This is a genomic window from Nostoc sp. 2RC (assembly GCF_014222165.1).
Lineage (GTDB): Bacteria > Cyanobacteriota > Cyanobacteriia > Cyanobacteriales > Nostocaceae > Nostoc > Nostoc linckia.
In genome coordinates this window covers 1-17,752 of record NZ_JACKZU010000015.1, presented here as the reverse complement: position 1 = coordinate 17,752, position 17,752 = coordinate 1, and the positions used below count along the sequence as shown (strand labels likewise).

Annotated in this window: 15 protein-coding genes; 9 read left to right on the top strand and 6 right to left on the bottom strand. The window is 39.7% G+C overall.

From position 1 onward, the window contains the following. Positions 1-21: 21 nt before the first annotated feature. The 3 genes from GNE10_RS03640 to GNE10_RS03630 are packed head-to-tail and all read left to right on the top strand — an operon-like array spanning position 22 to position 1,846. Positions 22-1,002, top strand: a complete 981-nt coding sequence (locus GNE10_RS03640) for a stage II sporulation protein M (protein WP_185563692.1) — start codon at positions 22-24, stop codon at positions 1,000-1,002. 48 nt (positions 1,003-1,050) lie between these two features. Further along, positions 1,051-1,431: a hypothetical protein gene (locus tag GNE10_RS03635; protein WP_185563691.1), complete on the top strand. Its 381-nt coding sequence runs from the start codon at positions 1,051-1,053 to the stop codon at positions 1,429-1,431. A 1-nt stretch (position 1,432) separates the two neighbouring features. Continuing rightward, positions 1,433-1,846, top strand: coding sequence for an HNH endonuclease (locus GNE10_RS03630; protein WP_185563690.1), 414 nt, complete (start codon positions 1,433-1,435; stop codon positions 1,844-1,846). Between the two features lie 56 nt (positions 1,847-1,902). Here the strand turns inward: GNE10_RS03630 and GNE10_RS03625 are convergent, their stop codons facing one another. After that, positions 1,903-2,514 carry a hypothetical protein gene (locus GNE10_RS03625; RefSeq protein WP_185563689.1) on the bottom strand — a complete coding sequence of 204 codons (612 nt, stop codon included), beginning with the start codon at positions 2,512-2,514 and terminating at the stop codon, positions 1,903-1,905. A gap of 403 nt (positions 2,515-2,917) precedes the next feature. Between GNE10_RS03625 and GNE10_RS03620 the strand changes: the two genes are divergently transcribed. Continuing rightward, positions 2,918-5,413 (top strand): response regulator, encoded by a 2,496-nt coding sequence (locus GNE10_RS03620; protein ID WP_185563688.1) that lies wholly within the window; start codon positions 2,918-2,920, stop codon positions 5,411-5,413. Between the two features lie 9 nt (positions 5,414-5,422). On the opposite strand, the gene GNE10_RS03615 is transcribed toward GNE10_RS03620, so the two are convergent. Further along, entirely contained in the window at positions 5,423-5,620 is a 198-nt protein-coding gene (locus GNE10_RS03615; protein WP_185563687.1) for a hypothetical protein, read from the bottom strand. A gap of 440 nt (positions 5,621-6,060) precedes the next feature. Here GNE10_RS03615 and GNE10_RS03610 point away from each other — a divergent pair, with 440 nt between their 5' ends. The 4 genes from GNE10_RS03610 (at position 6,061) to GNE10_RS03595 (ending at position 10,493) form a co-directional block, all read left to right on the top strand. After that, on the top strand, positions 6,061-7,341 hold the full coding sequence (locus GNE10_RS03610; protein WP_185563686.1) for an ATP-binding protein: 1,281 nt from the start codon (positions 6,061-6,063) through the stop codon (positions 7,339-7,341). Further along, positions 7,338-7,790: a response regulator gene (locus tag GNE10_RS03605; protein ID WP_185563685.1), complete on the top strand. Its 453-nt coding sequence runs from the start codon at positions 7,338-7,340 to the stop codon at positions 7,788-7,790. Before GNE10_RS03610 ends, GNE10_RS03605 begins: the two co-directional genes overlap by 4 nt. 577 nt (positions 7,791-8,367) lie before the next feature. Then, entirely contained in the window at positions 8,368-10,353 is a 1,986-nt protein-coding gene (locus GNE10_RS03600; RefSeq protein WP_185563684.1) for an ATP-binding protein, read from the top strand. Between the two features lie 2 nt (positions 10,354-10,355). Then, entirely contained in the window at positions 10,356-10,493 is a 138-nt protein-coding gene (locus tag GNE10_RS03595; protein ID WP_185563683.1) for a hypothetical protein, read from the top strand. On the opposite strand, the gene GNE10_RS03590 is transcribed toward GNE10_RS03595, so the two are convergent. Beyond that, on the bottom strand, positions 10,486-11,403 hold the full coding sequence (locus GNE10_RS03590) for a DUF1338 domain-containing protein (RefSeq protein WP_185563682.1): 918 nt from the start codon (positions 11,401-11,403) through the stop codon (positions 10,486-10,488). The two genes, GNE10_RS03595 and GNE10_RS03590, sit on opposite strands and share 8 nt — an antisense overlap. Before the next feature lie 379 nt (positions 11,404-11,782). Between GNE10_RS03590 and GNE10_RS03585 the strand changes: the two genes are divergently transcribed. Next, on the top strand, positions 11,783-12,238 hold the full coding sequence (locus GNE10_RS03585; RefSeq protein WP_099066145.1) for a pentapeptide repeat-containing protein: 456 nt from the start codon (positions 11,783-11,785) through the stop codon (positions 12,236-12,238). Positions 12,239-12,727: 489 nt separating this feature from the next. On the opposite strand, the gene GNE10_RS03580 is transcribed toward GNE10_RS03585, so the two are convergent. From GNE10_RS03580 to GNE10_RS03570, 3 genes are all read right to left on the bottom strand, one after another. Next, on the bottom strand, positions 12,728-14,821 hold the full coding sequence (locus GNE10_RS03580) for a TonB-dependent siderophore receptor (protein ID WP_185563681.1): 2,094 nt from the start codon (positions 14,819-14,821) through the stop codon (positions 12,728-12,730). A 760-nt stretch (positions 14,822-15,581) separates the two neighbouring features. Next, entirely contained in the window at positions 15,582-16,115 is a 534-nt protein-coding gene (locus GNE10_RS03575) for a hypothetical protein (protein ID WP_185563680.1), read from the bottom strand. A 12-nt stretch (positions 16,116-16,127) separates the two neighbouring features. Then, a complete protein-coding gene (locus tag GNE10_RS03570) occupies positions 16,128-17,000 on the bottom strand; it encodes a hypothetical protein (protein WP_185563679.1) in 873 nt (290 codons plus the stop codon). Positions 17,001-17,752 lie beyond the last annotated feature (752 nt).

Below are 17,752 nucleotides of genomic sequence, written 5' to 3'. Positions count from 1 at the left end.
AAGTCAGTGTTCCCAAAATTCATGAATATTCAACGTTGGATTGCACGACGAGAACCGAATTGGCAGCGTTTAGATGCCCTATTAAAGCAGGTAGAAAAAAAAGGGCTAAAGTCTCTACGGGCAGCCGAAATTAGAGAATTAGCTTCTTTATATCGTTCAGTCGCCGCAGATTTAGCCCGCGCCCGCACCCAAGAAATCAGTAATACTTTGATACAAAGTTTACAATCTTTAACAACTCGTGGTTATACGCAAATTTATCAAGGTTCGCGACGACAGGAGTGGCAGGCGGTTTTAGAATTTTACCGTTGGGGATTACCATCTGTAGTTCAAAAAACATTTGCGTATATCGCAGCAGCAACAGCGCTGTTTTTATTGGGTGGAATAGTAGCTTGGTGGTATTCCTGGCAAAATCCCAGCTTCATGTCCTTAATCGTACCTGAAAACTTGATATCCAAAGTACGAGATGAGCATAAATTGTGGATGGGGTCAATTGTTGGCATTGAACCTCTAGCATCCAGTGGCATTACGATTAATAACTTGGCAGTATCCTTTGGGGCTGTTGCTGGTGGAATTACTGCTGGGATATACACAGCCTATTTGATGGTATTTAATGGTTTATTAATTGGTGCCGTTGGGACTTTAGTTGGTCAAAATAACTTAGCATATCCTTTTTGGGCCTTTGTATTTCCGCATGGTTCCTTAGAACTACCGGCGATATTTTTTGCTGGAGGTGCGGGATTTTTATTAGCAAAAGCAATTTTATTTCCTGGCAAATATCGCCGACCGGACGCACTGAAGTTTTATGGTAATCAGGCAGTGCAGTTAGTATTTGGGATTGTACCAATGTTGATGCTTGCAGGTGCGATCGAAGGCTTTTTTTCACCTAATCCCAACGTACCCGATCCGATTAAATATCTAGCAGGAATGGGATTGTTTGTACTTTTAGTGATGTATTGTAGCCGGAAGAAAAATATAAATGAAAACAAATATTTCACAAAATAATTTTCAATATTGATAAAATGAAATGAGAGTAAGTAAATTACTGAAAAAATGGCAGAACTAACTATTCAAATACCTGATGATTTGGCTCAACGCTTAGAACCATTGCAAAATCGTTTACCCGAATTACTTCGGCGAGTATTGGATATTGAGAATATGCAAATAACTGCTCAGCCAAAAATTAAAACAGAAACTATAGATATTCCAGCAGTTTATCAAGAAGTTTTGGAATTTTTAATTAAGCGTCCAACTCCAGAAGAAATTCTTGCTTTTAAAGTGTCACTCCAAGCCCAAAATCAGCTACAAGCATTATTAGAAAAAAATCGCTCTACAACACTCTCAGTAATTGAATTGGCAGAATTAGATGTGTACGAGCAATTAGAGCATTTGATGATTTTACTTAAGGCGCAAGCTTTAAAAGCGATCGCTTGACATGAGTTCTTATTCAATTTCTAAGGAACTTCGTCAGCTTGTAGTCAAAAAAGCTTCGGGACGTTGTGAATATTGCCTAATTCATCAGGATTTTTCAATTTATACCCATGAAGTAGACCATATTATTGCTCTCAAGCATGGGGGCGAAACTATTATCGAAAACTTGGCACTTTCATGTTTATCATGTAATCGCCATAAAGGTTCTGATTTTGCTACCATAGATTGGATTACACAAGAAATTGTGCCGTTGTTTAACCCTCGTCGTCAGGTTTGGGACGAACATTTCTATCTTGAAGGCGCGAGAATAGAGGGTAAAACTCATATTGGTGAAGGGACTGCAAGGTTACTTCAGTTTAACGTTGCTAATCGTGTGCTTGAACGGCAAGTGTTAATGAGTCAAGAACAGTATCCGTAAGTAAAAGTGTGCAGTCATTAAATCGGTTAATCATCAATTGTTCGTTCACAAAATTCTTAAGCATTAATAATTCCTACAAAAATTTTTACAAGCAGCGATAAATCTTCTGGAACTTGATAGCGTTTTTGGTCTTGAATTACCTGGCGATTTGCGCGATGATAAACTCCAAAACGCCAGTCTTCACCAGTGGTCACTGCTCCGTATAGAAGCTCAGATGTAGATTTAGTCCATTCATCAAGTGCAATTAATTCAATGGCAAGCTGAGTAAATCCTCTAACTAAATCTGATTGTTTCGCTTCAATGACCAATAAATTTTGAGGCGCTGCAATATAATAGTCGAGAGTTCCTTTGAGGTAGTCGTTAACAGCGATGGAATATTCTATATTTAGTCGCTGATTCGTTAAATCGCAAACTTCAAACAAAATTGGGCCAATTAAAGCTTCACGTCTAGCAGTTTCATTAACTAAATCTATATGAGATAAATTACGCTGAAGCTGCTGCTGTAAAAAGCGTAAATCAAACACTTCTGAAGATTCAGGTAGAGCTAAACTTCTCCTTTCCAGAGTACAGTTTAATTCCGTTAAAATATCATCAATAGTAAAGGGTAATTCAAAATATCGGCTAAATGTATAAGATTCACCAGCTTTGAGAATGCGGCGGGAATTCATAAAATAGCTAAGCTAGGTTGATTTTATTTAATTCTATACAAATTAGCTCAGGTGTTCGGGGCAACCCAGTCATATTAGCGGTTAAGGGTTGAGAGTTAACCGTCAACAGTCAATGGACGTGATTAGTGGCTGTGCAATTTATAAGCGTAATAGCTGAGAAATCATCACAATTAAATATCACACATGGAGGTAGGATTGAATTGCGTGAAAAAATCGCCATCAACTGAAAAAGCACGATCCCCTACTTGCTACTCCCCAGTTCCTACCTGAATAGATAATTGCAAAAATCAAATATGATTGCTATATTTTGCTTGATTTTCTAAAATCCCTCCTAAATGTGGAGTACGTTTAGGCTACTTTTAGGCTTATGATTTGAAGGCAATCGGACTTGCAGCCAGAGCAAATGTTACGACTTCTCTTGATTGATGACAATCCGAACGATCGCCTCTTAGCAATTCGGCAATTGGAACGCGAGTTTTCTGACCTCGAAGTAAAACAAGTGGTCACAGCTCAAGACTTGACTCAGGCATTGCAAACTGGTCAATTTAACTTGGTTGTCACCGATTATCAATTGCGTTGGAGTAACGGTATAGAAGTATTACACGCAATTAAAGCTAGTTATCCGAATTGCCCGGTGATTATGTTCACCAACAGCGGTACTCAGGAAATTGCTGTGGAGGCAATGAAATCTGGATTAGATGATTATGTGATCAAATCTCCTCAGCACCAAGTACGCCTAACAGTAGCAGTGCGATCGGCGCTAGAACGAGCTGAAACTCGCCAAAAAGCTGCAAATTTAGAAATTCGCTTTCAAACTCTCCTCAATCGCCTAAACGTTGGCATCTATCGGACAACTTTTGATGGTTCTTTACTCGAATGTAACCCAGCGTTCCTACGTTTGATTGGGTTAGGAAGCTTACCCCAAGAACAAGCAAATCGGTTTATAGAGCTTTATTTCCAGCCAGAAGATTATACTCAGTTAATTAATCAGCTGCGAGAAAATGGCGAAGTGCGCGACAAAGAAATTCAATTGCGACGAGCTAATGGTAGTTTGATTTGGGTGCGTGTGAGTAAAACCTTCACCAAATTTGATGGCAACGGTATCATTGATGGCTTGGTAGAAGATATCAGCGATCGCAAACGAGTAGAATTAGAGCGAGAGCAATTACTCATCAGCGAACAAGCTGCCCGCATGGAAGCTGAAGCTGAAAAGCAAAATTACAGTTTATTATCTGAAGCTAGCCGATTGCTGGTATCTTCCCTCGATTACCGCACAACTCTAGCAAAATTAGCCAACTTAGTGGTTCCTACATTAGCTGATTGCTGTTTAATTGATATTGTTGACGCTAACTTAACAGTCTTTGAAGAACCAATTGTTGCAGCAACCACTCCTCAAATCGAAGCCCTAGCTTTGTTACTCAGACGATTTTATTCCACCTTTGCCAATGCTGATTTTGGTATTAGAAAAGTTTTGCAAACAGGGGAACCAGAATTAGTAACTGATGCAACGGCGAATTCTTTGTCATTCACAATGAAACAGGACGCACAAACCCAACGGTTGATGCGCCAAATGAACATTCAATCCTACATAATTGTGCCACTAGAGGCTCGCGATGCCTACAGTGGTATGGCTTTACGCAAGCTAGGTACAATTACTTTGATTGCTACCCAAGGGAACCATCGCTACACAACAGCTAATTTAAATATGGCTCAAGCCTTGGCTTTGCGAGCAGCTACAGCAATTGAAAATGCTCGACTTTACCACCAAGCAATAGACGCAAATCGTATTAAAGATGAATTTTTAGCTGTTCTATCTCACGAAATCAGAACTCCCCTAAATCCGATTTTGGGCTGGGCAAAACTTTTGCGTACCAGCAAGTTAGATCCACAAAAAACTGCTTTAGCTTTGGAAACCATCGAACGCAACGCTAAATTACAAACTAAACTCATTGAAGACTTGTTAGATATCTCCCGCATCTTGCGAGGTAAACTCAGTCTCAATGTCTGCCCAGTTGATTTGGCAACCATTATTCGAGCCGCAATGGAAACAGTACGGCTATCAGCGGAAGCGAAATTGATTCAAATTCACTCTGCTCTCGATCCGGCCGTTGGTCAAGTATTTGGCGACCCAGGACGCTTGCAACAAATAGTCTGGAATCTCCTCTCCAACGCCATTAAATTTACTCCTGAAGGCGGACAAGTTGAGATTTATTTAGAGCAAATCGATTCTCAAGTGCAAATTAGAGTTAAAGACACAGGCAAAGGAATTAACCCAGATTTTCTGCCCTATGTATTTGAAACCTTCCGTCAAGCTGATAGTGCAACCACCAGAAAATTTGGCGGCTTGGGTTTGGGATTGGCAATTGTCCGTTATCTAGTAGAAATGCACGGTGGTACTGTCTTAGCAAAAAGTTTGGGAGAAGGTCATGGAGCAACCTTTATTGTCAAGTTGCCGATGATACTTACCGATACAGTTGACAGCACTCAAGACAGTGATGTGATTGCCGCCGATATTCCAACTTTTGATGGTTTAAAAATTTTAGTTGTGGATGACGAACCTGATTCTTTAGAGTTAATTAGCTTCGTACTCCAACAGTCTGGAGCCACTGTCACTGCTGTATCATCAGCAATACAAGTATTAGAAATATTACCAAAATGGCAGCCAGATTTACTGGTGAGCGATATCGGAATGCCAGAAATGGATGGCTATATGTTATTAAGACAAATTCGGTTAATGAGTCCAGAACAAGGAGGAAAAATTTTAGCCATCGCCCTCACAGCCTATGCCGGAGAAGGTAACGAACAAAGAGCGATGGCAACTGGTTTTCAAGCCCACATCAGCAAGCCAATAGATCCAGCCCTGTTAATTGAAACTATTGGCAATTTAGTGCAAGGTTGACTGTTGACGTTAACGGTATGTAGTAGCAAGATGCAACAAAGATGCCAGTTGATGCAACAAAGATGCCAGTTGATGCAACAAAGGTGTCAGTTCATGCAACAAAGGTGTCAGTTCATGCAACAAAGGTGTCAGTTCATGCAACAAAGATGCCAGTTGATGCAACAAAGGTGTCAGTTGATGCAACAAAGGTGTCAGTTGATGCAACAAAGGTGCATTTTTTAAAAAACCGTAAAGGACGCATAGACACCTTCAAAGGAGCGTCTCGTAGAGAAGTGGCTTCCCGTAGGGTAGGACGCAAAGAGAAGGAAGAAATGCTTAACCCAAGCGTATTGCTTTCTAAGGTAAGTAAGTCGGTACAATAAAACCAAACTATGTGAAGAAAAATTATAAAGCTAAGGCGTTGCATAAATGCGGTATGAATTAAGATTTTGACGAAGGCTAAAGGTAGATTCTTGGCGCGGCAGTCGCTCATGGGGGAAACTCCCAAGACCCCGCTGCCTTTGCGTGAGGTAAAAATCATCCCTAGATTCAGCAATGCCAAAGCTAAAACCCTCTTCATTCCTGCCCCCTGCTCCCTGCCTTATCCTGAGAATAAATATTCACCACGACCTACTTAGAAGTCCTAAGACCACACCAGCAGGTGTCTAATGCACAATACAAATCGCTCCTGGCAAAAAAGCTATGGCATTGCTGTACTCGCCAGCGGTTTAGCACTGTTATTTTCTCTACTGATATCGCCACTGTTAGAGAACATTACTTTTTCTGTATTTTTTGCAGCTGTGGTGTTGAGTTCCTGGTATGGGACTCGCGGCTCAAGTTTATTGGCAACCTTACTGTGTAGCTTAGCGATCGCTTTGTTTTTCTTAGAACCAATTTATTCACTGAATATTTTAGCCCTCGATGGTTCGATTCGTTTGGGGTTATTTGCGATCGTATCGCTGCTAACTACGGAATTGAATGCAGCTTGGAGACGCACAGAGTTAAAGCTGCGAGAAAGTGAAACTCGCTATCGTGAAATGGCAGAGGCGGTGCAGAACTACGCCAATGAATTAGAGGAACGAGTGGCCGACCGCACAGCCGCCCTATTGGAAGCCAACAAAGAACTGGAAACCTTTGGTTATTCAGTTTCCCATGACTTACGCGCTCCTTTGCGATCGATGCAGGGTTTCGCTCAAGCACTACAGGAAGATTATAGTCATTGCTTGGACAGCGATGCACAAGATTATATTCAAAGGATTGTCGCCTCTGCCGAACGCATGGATGGACTAATTCAAGACTTGCTCGACTACTCGCGCCTGAGTCAGGTAGAAATTAATCTTGGCGTACTTAACTTAACAGACATTCTTACAGAAGCCCTTAACCAACTAGAAGTAGAATTGCGATCGCGACAAGCTCAAGTCAACATAGAGCAACCACTTCCAGAAGTTACAGGCAATTGGACAATTTTAATCCAAGTACTCGTAAACCTGCTGAGTAATGCAATTAAATTCGTCCCCGCTAACAGACAGCCAACAATTCGTATCTGGGCGGAAATCGTCGGGGGAGATGGGAAGGACACGGGGACGCGGGGACACGACGGGGACACGGGGACACGACGGGGACGCGGGGACACGGAGACGCAAAGACACGGGGACACACAGAGAGTATTTGATAATTTCTTTGCGTCGCCGCGTCTCCCACTCCCCGCGTCCTTTGTTCGCCTCTGGATAGAAGATAACGGTATAGGCATTGCACCAGAACATCAGCAGCGAATTTTCAATGTATTTGAAAGATTACATACTCAAGAAAGTTATCCTGGTTCTGGCATTGGTTTAGCCATTGTCCGCAAAGGTGTTGAACGTATGGGGGGACAAGTGGGTGTAGAGTCAATAGAAGGTCAAGGCAGCCGCTTTTGGATTCAACTACAAAAATTTTCCATGAAAACATGAACACAGACCAGCAGACAATCTTACTGGCAGAAGACGACTCCAATCAAGTCCTGTTAATTCGTCGGGCTTTATGCAAAGCCAATCTCATGCAACCCCTACAAGTTGTAAGCAATGGAGAAGCTGCTATTTCTTACCTGTGTGGTGAAGGGGAATATGCTGACCGAGAACGCTACCCTCTGCCGATACTGGTTTTATTAGACCTGAAAATGCCCCGTAAATCTGGGTTTGAGGTTTTAGAGTGGCTCAAGCAACAACCAAAACTCAAACGCCTACCAGTTGTTGTATTGACAACTTCTAAAGAAACAACCGACGTTCATAAAGCTTATGACCTGGGTGTGAATTCGTATTTAGTTAAACCCGTGGCATTCAGTGATTTAACGGCAATGGTAAAGTTACTTGATGCCTATTGGCTAAACTTAAATCAACAGCCGTTGGTTTACCTCAGTTAAACAACTTGATTTTCTTAAACCTGGCAATCCTAGCCTTTCAAAGCATGGGAGTGTCAATAATGGTTGAGCCTCAAAAAGCTATCTTTAAGTAATTCAGAATTCATGAAAAAATTTACCGAGTTGAACTATTGTGTGGTAACAATCAAGGGCAATGCTCATCAGTCATGTCCGGCAAGAAAGCAAAGTTTTTTGCCAACAGCGCAAATCATCTTCAGATGATTAAATACCCTAAAAATCTTTTTTCTAATTCACTAGACTTTTGCTATTAGCCTTGAACTCAAGTTTAAGGCGGGTGATGAAATCAATAATTAAAATATTTCTACCTTATAGTTAACACTAGTTAACACCAACGAGCATTGCGCTTATTTCTCAGGCATGGTCTATTTATTTGAGGATAGCTTTAAGTTGAGATTCCTTAGTAGGGTGTATTCTCGCTGAGAAGACTACACCGAAAGATTTAAAACTTACGCATTACATTCTTAACAGATGCTACAAAAATTGCAAGTTATTAAATCGACTTTCTTTAGTAAGGATTCACCACTTAGAGCTTCTCAAGCATCAATTTTTTTGGCTTCTCATGCACATTCTGATTATTGACGACAATCCAAATGACCGTTTCATGATTATTCGGGAGATGCGGCGGCAATTTCCCGATGTAGAAATAGAGGAAGTGGGTGAACCAGAAAACTTTGAGCAAGCATTGGCAGCAGGTCGCTTCGATTTGACAATCACTGATTATCAACTTCGTTGGAACAATGGTTTGGAAATATTACATCTTTTAAAGAACCGCTACCCCGATCGCCCGGTAATTATGTTTACTAATACAGGCAATCAGGAAATCGCCGTTGAAGCGATGAAAAGCGGACTCGATGATTATATTCTCAAGTCACCCAAGCATTTAGTTCGTTTATCTGCAACGGTAAGATCTGTTTTAGAACGCAATGAAACTCGCCAAAGAGCTAGTTTTTTAGAAAATCGCTTGCAATCTTTACTCAATCAATTAAATGTCGGAGTATTTCGAGCAATACCAGACGGACGCATATTAGAAGTTAATAGTGCATTTCTCAGTCTTTTGAGACTTGATTCTCTAGAAGAAATTCAGTCTAATACTAACTTTAATGAGATTTTTTCTAGATCTGGAGATATTACACCAAACAAAAGACGAGAACGGGAATTAAGGATACGGAGAAAAGATGGTAGCCATATATGGCTATCAGTGAATGAAACTCTTAATATTACTCATGGAGAGGAGGTGATTGATGGGCTGGTGGAAGACATTACCGGGCGGAAACGCTCAGAAGAAGCACTTAAGCGCTATGCAACAAGATTGCAAACTCTCCAAGAGTTAGATCGGTCGATTTTGGGGGCAATTTCTCCTCAAGAAATTGCTGAAGCGGCTCTAGCTGCAACTTATCCCTTACTTCCCTGTCAATTAATAGATATGACGTTGTTTGATTTGGAACAGCAACAAGCTACTGTCTTAGCTGTCCAGTCTAGCGATCGCATTGGCTTTGCTATAGGCGAAACTTTCTCATTGCATGATTTTGGCAACATTGAAAACTTGCAACAAAACCAAGTAATGATGATCGAAAACCTGGCTGAGCATCCAAGACTCTACCGCGTTCAACAACGGCTGTTCGACCAAGGCATTCGCTTAATTATGAATGTACCTGTAATTGCTCAACAACAGCTAATCGGTTCTTTGAACGTGGGAGTAATTCAACCGTGGTCATTAAGCGAGGAAGACGTGGAAATTGCCAGCGAAGTCGCAAATCAGCTGGCGATCGCCATTCAACAATCTCGCCTGCGCGAACAATTGCAGCGCTACACCGAACAACTCGAACAAATAGTTCACAACCGCACACAGCAGCTAGAAGAAGCCAACAGTGCCCTAGAAGCCTTTGCCTATTCCATCTCCCACGACTTACAAGAACCTCTACGTGCTATTCGGGGATTTGCCACTATTCTTTTAGAAGACTACGACACCGTATTAAATTCAGGCGGGCAAGATTTACTCCATCGCATTGCCAGTAACGTCGAGCGTATGGACAACCTGTTGGTAGACCTCTTAGAATACAGCCGTTTGAGTCGCATTGATTTGCCACTGCAACCAATAAACCTCAATTCACTAGTCAAACAAGTGCTGATTCAATTAGAAGTATCCCTACAACAAAACCAAGCACAAGTGACAATTGCTGAACCTCTACTAGAAGTTGTAGGAAACTACCGCACCGTCGAGCAAATTATTACAAACCTACTAACCAACGCCATTAAATTTGTACCTTCTGGAGTTCAACCCCAAGTCAGAATTTGGACAGAACGCCGCGGAGGCTGCGTGCGTTTGTGGGTAGAAGACAACGGCATAGGTATCTCGCCCCAGCATTGGGAGCGGATTTTTGGTGTCTTCGAGCGTCTACACAGCATAGAAGCCTACCCTGGTACAGGAATTGGACTAGCGATCGTCCGTAAAGGCATCGAACGCATGGGAGGACAGGTAGGTATGGAGTCAGAAATCTCCCACGGTAGTAGTTTTTGGATAGAACTGCCGGAGTTTGTGAAATAAAAATGGGGCATTGGGCACTTGTACTGAGCGAAGTCGTTGGCGCAGCCTCTCGCAGAGAAGTATTGGGCGTTGGGCATTGGGCATTGTGCAGTCAACAGTCAACACTCAACAGTCAACACTCAACACTCACTCCTACTTAGATAAACGCGTCATTTCAAACAATTCCTGAGCATTACTTCCTAAAAAAGCATCAAAAAGTACCTGCTTTCCGGGTTCGATTTCCACTAGATAGCGCTGGGCAATCTCATAATAAGCGTAAGTCCAAGGAATCTGAATTTCTAGACCACTGTTATCATCAAACACGGTCACCATTTCGGTTACTGCTTGAGTCGCTGTTTGACGCAAACCACAAGCAATATTTCCCTCTATCTCTGCTTTCATTGGTACGCCCAAGTTAGCCAAACTACTGGCAGTGGTGTCTATGTCTGGATATTTTGCGGTGTTTTGGCCGTTAACGTAGCCTGTGAAATGGTTGACAGCATAACCGTGCAGCAATACCCAAGCCCCATACTGAGTAACCTGATTAACCTCTTCAACCAGAGAACGCCGGGGAGATAGCCAAGGACGGGTAAATATTTGTTGCAGTTGTTTGGCGATGATTTCAACGTTTTCTTCTGTTTCTAGAAGAAAATTAACATCTGAGGTAAGTTGATATTCAAATGAAGATACTGTTTGGTAGATGATTTGAGCAATATTGCTAGGTAATTCGTCAACAATTAACTCGCTGATAAATAGTTTAGGTAAGTTAAATTCCTCTTGCTGTGGATGATGATAATGACGGGCATAGAGATGAGTTTTCGCAAACGTATACTCGCCAGATGCAACATAACCTAAAGCTTGTACAATTTTTTCCAAGTAGCCAATGCCCAGGTTAACTTGACCTTGTGGACTATCTAGTAATAGACGCAAAGACCGAAAGGCAATGTGGTCGTTGGCGACGTTCCCACCCGCAGCGGTAATCATTTGTTGGTAGGTACGGGCGTAATTTACTCTGGCGCTGTATTGTCGCCAAAGTAATTTCCACAGATGAATGACTATTTCAGGTTTCATAAGTTGATGATATAAAACTCATATTTGATTTATGAAAAAATTCAGTATACCTTAGAGAGCCTTCTTTCCTGTTCCCTATTCCCTATTCCCTTCTCCGATGAATTTTGAAAGTATAAATACTTATTTTTTTAGTGCAACTCTGCCGATGTGTGTCAGCTTTGCTAAAGATTTAACACTAATTTAACGGCAGCGGATTTTAACGTTTATTCCAGTAAAATAAGCAAAAATTAAAATAAATCGTATTTTTTGTTTTTCCCTCATCTTTGCTTCTTTAACACAAGAATCTTGCCAGGTCAATCTGTAACGGGAAGAAGTTTGGTGAGATAATAGAACTGTGAGGTAAAGAACGGACGCAACTTGATAATCAAGGGGGAAAATTATGAAACTCCAGCTATTAGCGGCCACAGCCTTAGCAACTCCCCTATTTTTCATTAGCTCGGTCAGAGCTGAGAATCCGCAGGACTTACAAAAGCTCCTTTCTACTGGGGAATGTATCCAATGCGATTTATCGGGAGCCAATCTCAGTGGCGCTCATTTAATTGGTGCTGACTTAAGAGGAGCTAAACTCCAAGGAGCCAACCTTGTAGAAGCCAACCTTGAAGGTGCAGATCTGACTGGTGCTAACTTGGCAGGTGCTAACTTAACATCAGCCTATGTCACCAATGTGAATATGAAGCAAGCCAATCTCAACGGGGTAAATTTCACTCGCGCTACGATTCATGATTCTAATGTGTATAAAGCATCAATGAAAGATCTCAATCTGACTGATGCTGAAATATTTAACACTGGAATCGGTATTGGTGGAGAAGATGCCGAGATTCCCGATTGGGACTAGGGTTAGGGGCAACTCAAGCAGGCAGGTTCAAACAAACACAACATAGGTTTTAGTGGATTTTTCATCAAAGAAACTAGTTGTTTGCAAGTAATTTCACTAAACCAGCACCTAGAAAAAAATTAAGATAAACTTAACCCTCTACCTTGTAGTTAGTTCAGTGCCATCGGGGTAGAGGGATTTTTTTATGATTATTCAAATATTTACAGTTAGTAATTATTGTTTGATATTTGTTTGAATCCCAGGATATTTGGGATGTCACCGCTTATAGAAATCTGTACAAAGCTACCCAACGATATACAATGCTAGACAACTACGTTTGTAATCTTAGTCCAAAGTTCTATAATTAATTGATGAGCCTTAAGCGGGAGGCGATCGCCCCCTCGGAAAGTGATAAAAGAGGGGGTTAGCAGGGATCTTATGTTTCAGGCTTCAATGTGTAAGTTTTAGCCTATTACCTGAGTCGAGTATTAATTTTGCCCAATTAATTATCTACAAACTTGAGCTTAAACCAATACGAAAAGTAAAACCAGGACTATATATGCGATTAACTCGCTCGTATTGTTCCCCTAGTAAATTTTCTAGGTAAACTGTCAGTCCCAAATTGCTAGTTAAAGGTATACGACCGGTGAAATCTAAATTCACAAAAGATGGTGCAAAATCTGTAGTCCTGTCAGTAGGGTTAGTAAAGATAGATCTGCGAGCGCCACTGTTGTAAGTAACATATAAGTTAGCTTGCCAACCTGCGTTTTGATAACCTACACCAGTTTGGAGTACAGAATAAGGAATTAAACCTAACTGCAAACCTCTTTCTGCTCCTGTTTTGATTTGGGCATCTGTATAAGTATAGTTGAGAAAAGTTGACCAGCCAGAAGCAATTTTTAATTGCAATGCAGCTTCTATACCATTGGTATCTACTAATCCAATGTTTTCCCATCTGCCTGCTATTATTCCCAGGCGATCGCTTATACTACTACCAAAATAAGTAAACTGTCCTATCAAATTATCAGAAAATTTGACATCGACTCCCGCAGTCCAAGTGGAACCGGTTTCTGGCTCTAAATTTGGGTTAGGTTCCCAACCATGAACCGTATCATAAACATATAACTGATCCAACCCAGGATTGCGTTGTCCCCCGGCCCAACTGCCACGGAATGCTACTATCGGTGTAACGGCATAACGTAAACCAACGCTAGGATTTAAATAACTTCCAAATTCGCTGTCAAAACTTTGTCTGAGTCCTAAGTCTACTAAAAAGTTTTCGCCAAAATTCCAAGTATTCACAGCAAATAAAGCTGTATTGAACAAACTCCTATTTTCGGTTTCGTTATTAGCAATCCTACTAGGACTTGTACTCAAAACATCACCATTTAAGTCGGTATTTTTTAAATCCAAACCCCAGCGCAATTTATTATTGGCAGTAATTCTCCATTCATGATCTACTCTAGCTGAGAGTTGTTGCGTATCTAAAACTCCTGTACGGTAAAATGCTCCTGTAGGGCCATAGGTGCTGAAATAATCTTGGTTATAGCCGATTGATGTTGTCAAATTAGAGTTTTCTCCGTTACCAAGTCGAGTTTTCCAAGATAAGCCAACATTTAAACCATCGTGGTCTAATCTATCTTGCTGGAGAGGAAAACCGAAATATATTAAGCCGCGACGACTGCTGAGTTTAGTAATATCTAAATTCAAAGAATTTCTTCGATTTAAATCTAAACCAATGCTACCAAAATAAGTACTTGTAGCTGTGTCTGCATTCGATAAATACCCTTGACTATCGCGATTTGCTGCACCTACAGGCACACGATAACGGTTATCTGAAAATAATCTTTCAAAGCTAAAATTGTATTTTACAGAACCAACCGAACCACCATAGCTTACTTGTTGATTATTTAAACTCAGCGAACCAAATTCTGTACTACCAGAGAATTTAGGTTGTCCATAACCTTCTTTGGTAATGATATTAACAACTCCGCCAAAGGCTGAGGAACCATACAAAGCTGATGCCGTCCCGCTATATAATTCTACTCGTTCAATAGATTCTACAGGAATGCTATTTAAATCAGTTGCACCATGATAAGTGTTGACATTATTATTAATTGGTCTGCCATTAATCAGGAATACAGACTGATTAATTGATGCTCCCCGATAATATGTTCCTGTGTGAATATCTGCACCGGGGCCGACATCATTAATGGCAAAACCAGGCATTCTTTTTAAAACATCAGCTAAGCTAGTTGCACCTTGTTTTTGAATTTCTTCTTTCTCAATTACATAAGTTGGTGTAGATTGAGGTAGGCTGTCTGGTTCTGCGATCGCTTCTATATTAATGTCTCCATCGTCGCTAGAATCTGACTCCATTTCCGGCTGAGTTTCTGACTCACTTGCAGTTGATGGAGATTCTTGAGTTAATAATTGAGCGTTTGTTGCGGGTAACTCAATTTCACTCAAACTAGGAATATCTGCAATGATTTCGGTTGATTTATCACTATTTTTCTGTTGAATTTCAGTCTCAGTAGCTAAACCAGGAAATGCTATCAGTAAACTCGGTAAACTTACTGTTAACAACGAAAAATGCTTTTTCACGTTCTCTTACACACCAAGTTAAAACAATCACTACGGAGTATTTTTGCTATAGTCTAGAGATTGTGTCAAAAGACAGGCTGTCATATTTCTGCGGCTCAAAATTACCAACCGCTTACAGGATGTTTTAAAAGCTCAGCGTAAATAATTAAATGTATATGGATAATGTATAATATTTTTCAATGTTAAATTCAGTAATCAGTAGTCGTAAATCAGAATTCAGTATGAATTCTGTAAGCTAATACACATTTAATATCAAGTTTGTTGAATACTTACAATTAGGACTGACGCAAAAAAAAGTCGGAGCGCCGGCTTTTGGCGATAGCGCAGCGTGTTGCAGACAAGCTTTTCGTACAGAAGTGGCTCACTGTAAAGTAGAACACAAAGAAATATTGAAGAAGAATTCAGAATTCAGAATTCAGAATCAAGACGCTCTCTACGAGACGCTACGCGTAGCTTGCTTAAGAGCAGGGGTACGCGGACACGGCTTAGCTGCGCTATCAGTGGGGGATTCCGACCCGCCATTGATTGTTCGCGTAGCGTCTCCCCTTGGGAGAAGACCACCAAATTGAAAATTTAGTGGGGGTCTTAAACCCACTTATTCAGACGCTCCTACGTCGCTCTAAGCGAAGCCATGCCGCAGGCTTTACGCTGCGCTATCCGCCAGTCGTACAAAATACCCGACTGAATTCTGACGACTGACGCCTTTATTCTGTTTTGATAATTTCAGAGAGTTATTGCTTAAGTCCTGTTACTTGATAAATTAATTTTCAACATGATTTTTACTTGTAACTCGAATTAAAAAACGTAGTGCTTCATTTACTGCTTCTGAGGTGGGAAACATTTCGGCAACATCAGGTTCTAAAACAACTGTAGTTTTGGGAATATGGGTATCTATAAAATTCTGATTGGATTGAGGTTTTTCATGTATTATGCTTGTTTTGGATAATCCAGCATTTAAGGTATCAATTAGTGATTGCCAACTACTAACTTTCAGATTAAAGTGAGCCTTTGCATCTCGTAATGTTTTAAACTGTTGCTTCAAAATATCAATAGTATAAATATGGTTTTGAGATACCTGTTTTTCTAATTCGAGGTCTGACTCAACCATATCAACTACTTCACTAATCAGTTGGTCATGATTTTCGGCAATTTGAGCAGCGGCTCCTAAAATACGAGAAGTCGCTTTTATCTGTATATCAGTTTCTTGTTTAAGGCGATCGGCAATACTACGAATTTGATCTCCTAGCCTTCCTTTACCTTGTTTTTCGGTGCTTGGTAGCGATTTTTTGCTCATGAGTATGTTTCTTTATTCAGAAATTATCTCTTTAATTGCAAGCCAGATGCGTTTAAATTTTTCTACCAAACCCATAGGATTGTTAGTTGTTTCTTCTTCTACTGAATCAACTAAAGATTGAATTCGATCCATACGCTCTGCTACGATATAAAGATTATTTACTGCTTCATCCTTACTTGCTAAAGATTCACGCACTAGCACAACCATCTGAGCAATTTCTCGTTTTAATCGTTCATTTTCAGCTTTACGACGAGTTTCCCATCCCTTAATACTAGCTTTGGAACGTCGTTCGTGCTTAAGTTCAGTTTTAGCTTCATTGTATAAATTCAAATACATTTCTCGTTCTGAGCTTACTGTCTCATATTTAGTAAATAATTCAGTTGTTCTTGCTTTTTCTTCGTTGTAGAGACAGAGGGTTTGTTGATGATTTTCTTGTTCATCAAGATAGAATTGATAATTTTGATTAGCTTGCTCTTTTAGTTCATTTGCTTGAAGTTGATAATTTTGAATCTCTTGTTGGTGAACATGAACTATCTGGGATAGTTTCGCTTTTTCTTCGTTGTAAAGATACAGTGTTTTTTGATGATTTTCTTTTTCATCAATATAGAATCTATAATTTTGAGTGACTTGTTCTTTTAGCTGATGAGTCTCAGTTTGGTAAATTGCAATTTTTTGCTGAACATGAACTAGTTGGAATGCTGCTTCTTGGTGTTCTTTTGCAGTTTGTTCCCATTTATCGCGTTCAGATGTAGCTTCTTCAAGGTTGGCACGAACAGTCATCAATGAAAGTTTCAGTTCATGATAAGAAACTGGTTCTTTCTGTTTTGAGCGAGGATTATTAATAGCATTGTCAATATTAGAATCTCTACGATCGCTTCTCCTCATTACCCTTAATTTCCTATGTACTATTTATTATATTTCAATATAAAAACTCAGTTTAGCTGAGATTAACTCATTGAAGTGTGATCTAAGTTCTACTAGTAATATGATCTAAATCTGGGTTGAGATAGGTTTTACAGTTGCTTTATTACTCTCATTAGAGAATATTGAAAACTTAATTTTTCTATCCTTCGTTTCAAAAAAGAATTTTTTAACTTTATCTGCTTTTTTCTTTTTAAAAAGATAAAATACTATTACTAAAACGAAAAAATACATTTTGTATTGTGTATTTTTTGTCAATCTATAGATAGAAATAAAATTTATACCAAGTTGATTTTATACCTGAAAATTATGTATAGATTAATATCTGTCTTTTGATAGAAGATTATATGTATTGTTAGGTTTTTACTTTTTTAATCAAGCAGAACATATCTTTTTATCATGTTCTGCTATGTCTTCAAATCTTAATTTTTATGTATTAATACTTAAATATTTTATTTTAAACAGTAATATTTATTGCTTATAAAACAATCTCTTCAAAAAAGAATATTTACTTATGTAAACTGCCATTTTTACTTTGGAGAAAGTCAAAAGCTAAGCCTTTGAGCATAGAAAAATTCGCAACAAAAATTTTAAATTCAGAAATCATATTTATGTAATGTATATGACAATGTGTTTCTATTTACTTAAGTAATTAAAAATATTTTTGTATCACAAAAGTTACAAAGTAACAAATATATCTGTAAATTAATTAAGAT

What these genes read in the sequence shown, in the direction of transcription:
- GNE10_RS03640 (WP_185563692.1), top strand. Translation starts at nt 22, where the DNA reads ATGAATATTCAACGTTGGATTGCACGACGAGAACCGAATTGGCAGCGT.
- GNE10_RS03635 (WP_185563691.1), top strand. Translation starts at nt 1,051, where the DNA reads ATGGCAGAACTAACTATTCAAATACCTGATGATTTGGCTCAACGCTTA.
- GNE10_RS03630 (WP_185563690.1), top strand. Translation starts at nt 1,433, where the DNA reads ATGAGTTCTTATTCAATTTCTAAGGAACTTCGTCAGCTTGTAGTCAAA.
- GNE10_RS03625 (WP_185563689.1), bottom strand. Translation starts at nt 2,514, where the DNA reads ATGAATTCCCGCCGCATTCTCAAAGCTGGTGAATCTTATACATTTAGC.
- GNE10_RS03620 (WP_185563688.1), top strand. Translation starts at nt 2,918, where the DNA reads ATGTTACGACTTCTCTTGATTGATGACAATCCGAACGATCGCCTCTTA.
- GNE10_RS03610 (WP_185563686.1), top strand. Translation starts at nt 6,061, where the DNA reads ATGCACAATACAAATCGCTCCTGGCAAAAAAGCTATGGCATTGCTGTA.
- GNE10_RS03605 (WP_185563685.1), top strand. Translation starts at nt 7,338, where the DNA reads ATGAACACAGACCAGCAGACAATCTTACTGGCAGAAGACGACTCCAAT.
- GNE10_RS03600 (WP_185563684.1), top strand. Translation starts at nt 8,368, where the DNA reads ATGCACATTCTGATTATTGACGACAATCCAAATGACCGTTTCATGATT.
- GNE10_RS03595 (WP_185563683.1), top strand. Translation starts at nt 10,356, where the DNA reads ATGGGGCATTGGGCACTTGTACTGAGCGAAGTCGTTGGCGCAGCCTCT.
- GNE10_RS03590 (WP_185563682.1), bottom strand. Translation starts at nt 11,403, where the DNA reads ATGAAACCTGAAATAGTCATTCATCTGTGGAAATTACTTTGGCGACAA.
- GNE10_RS03585 (WP_099066145.1), top strand. Translation starts at nt 11,783, where the DNA reads ATGAAACTCCAGCTATTAGCGGCCACAGCCTTAGCAACTCCCCTATTT.
- GNE10_RS03575 (WP_185563680.1), bottom strand. Translation starts at nt 16,115, where the DNA reads ATGAGCAAAAAATCGCTACCAAGCACCGAAAAACAAGGTAAAGGAAGG.
- GNE10_RS03570 (WP_185563679.1), bottom strand. Translation starts at nt 17,000, where the DNA reads ATGAGGAGAAGCGATCGTAGAGATTCTAATATTGACAATGCTATTAAT.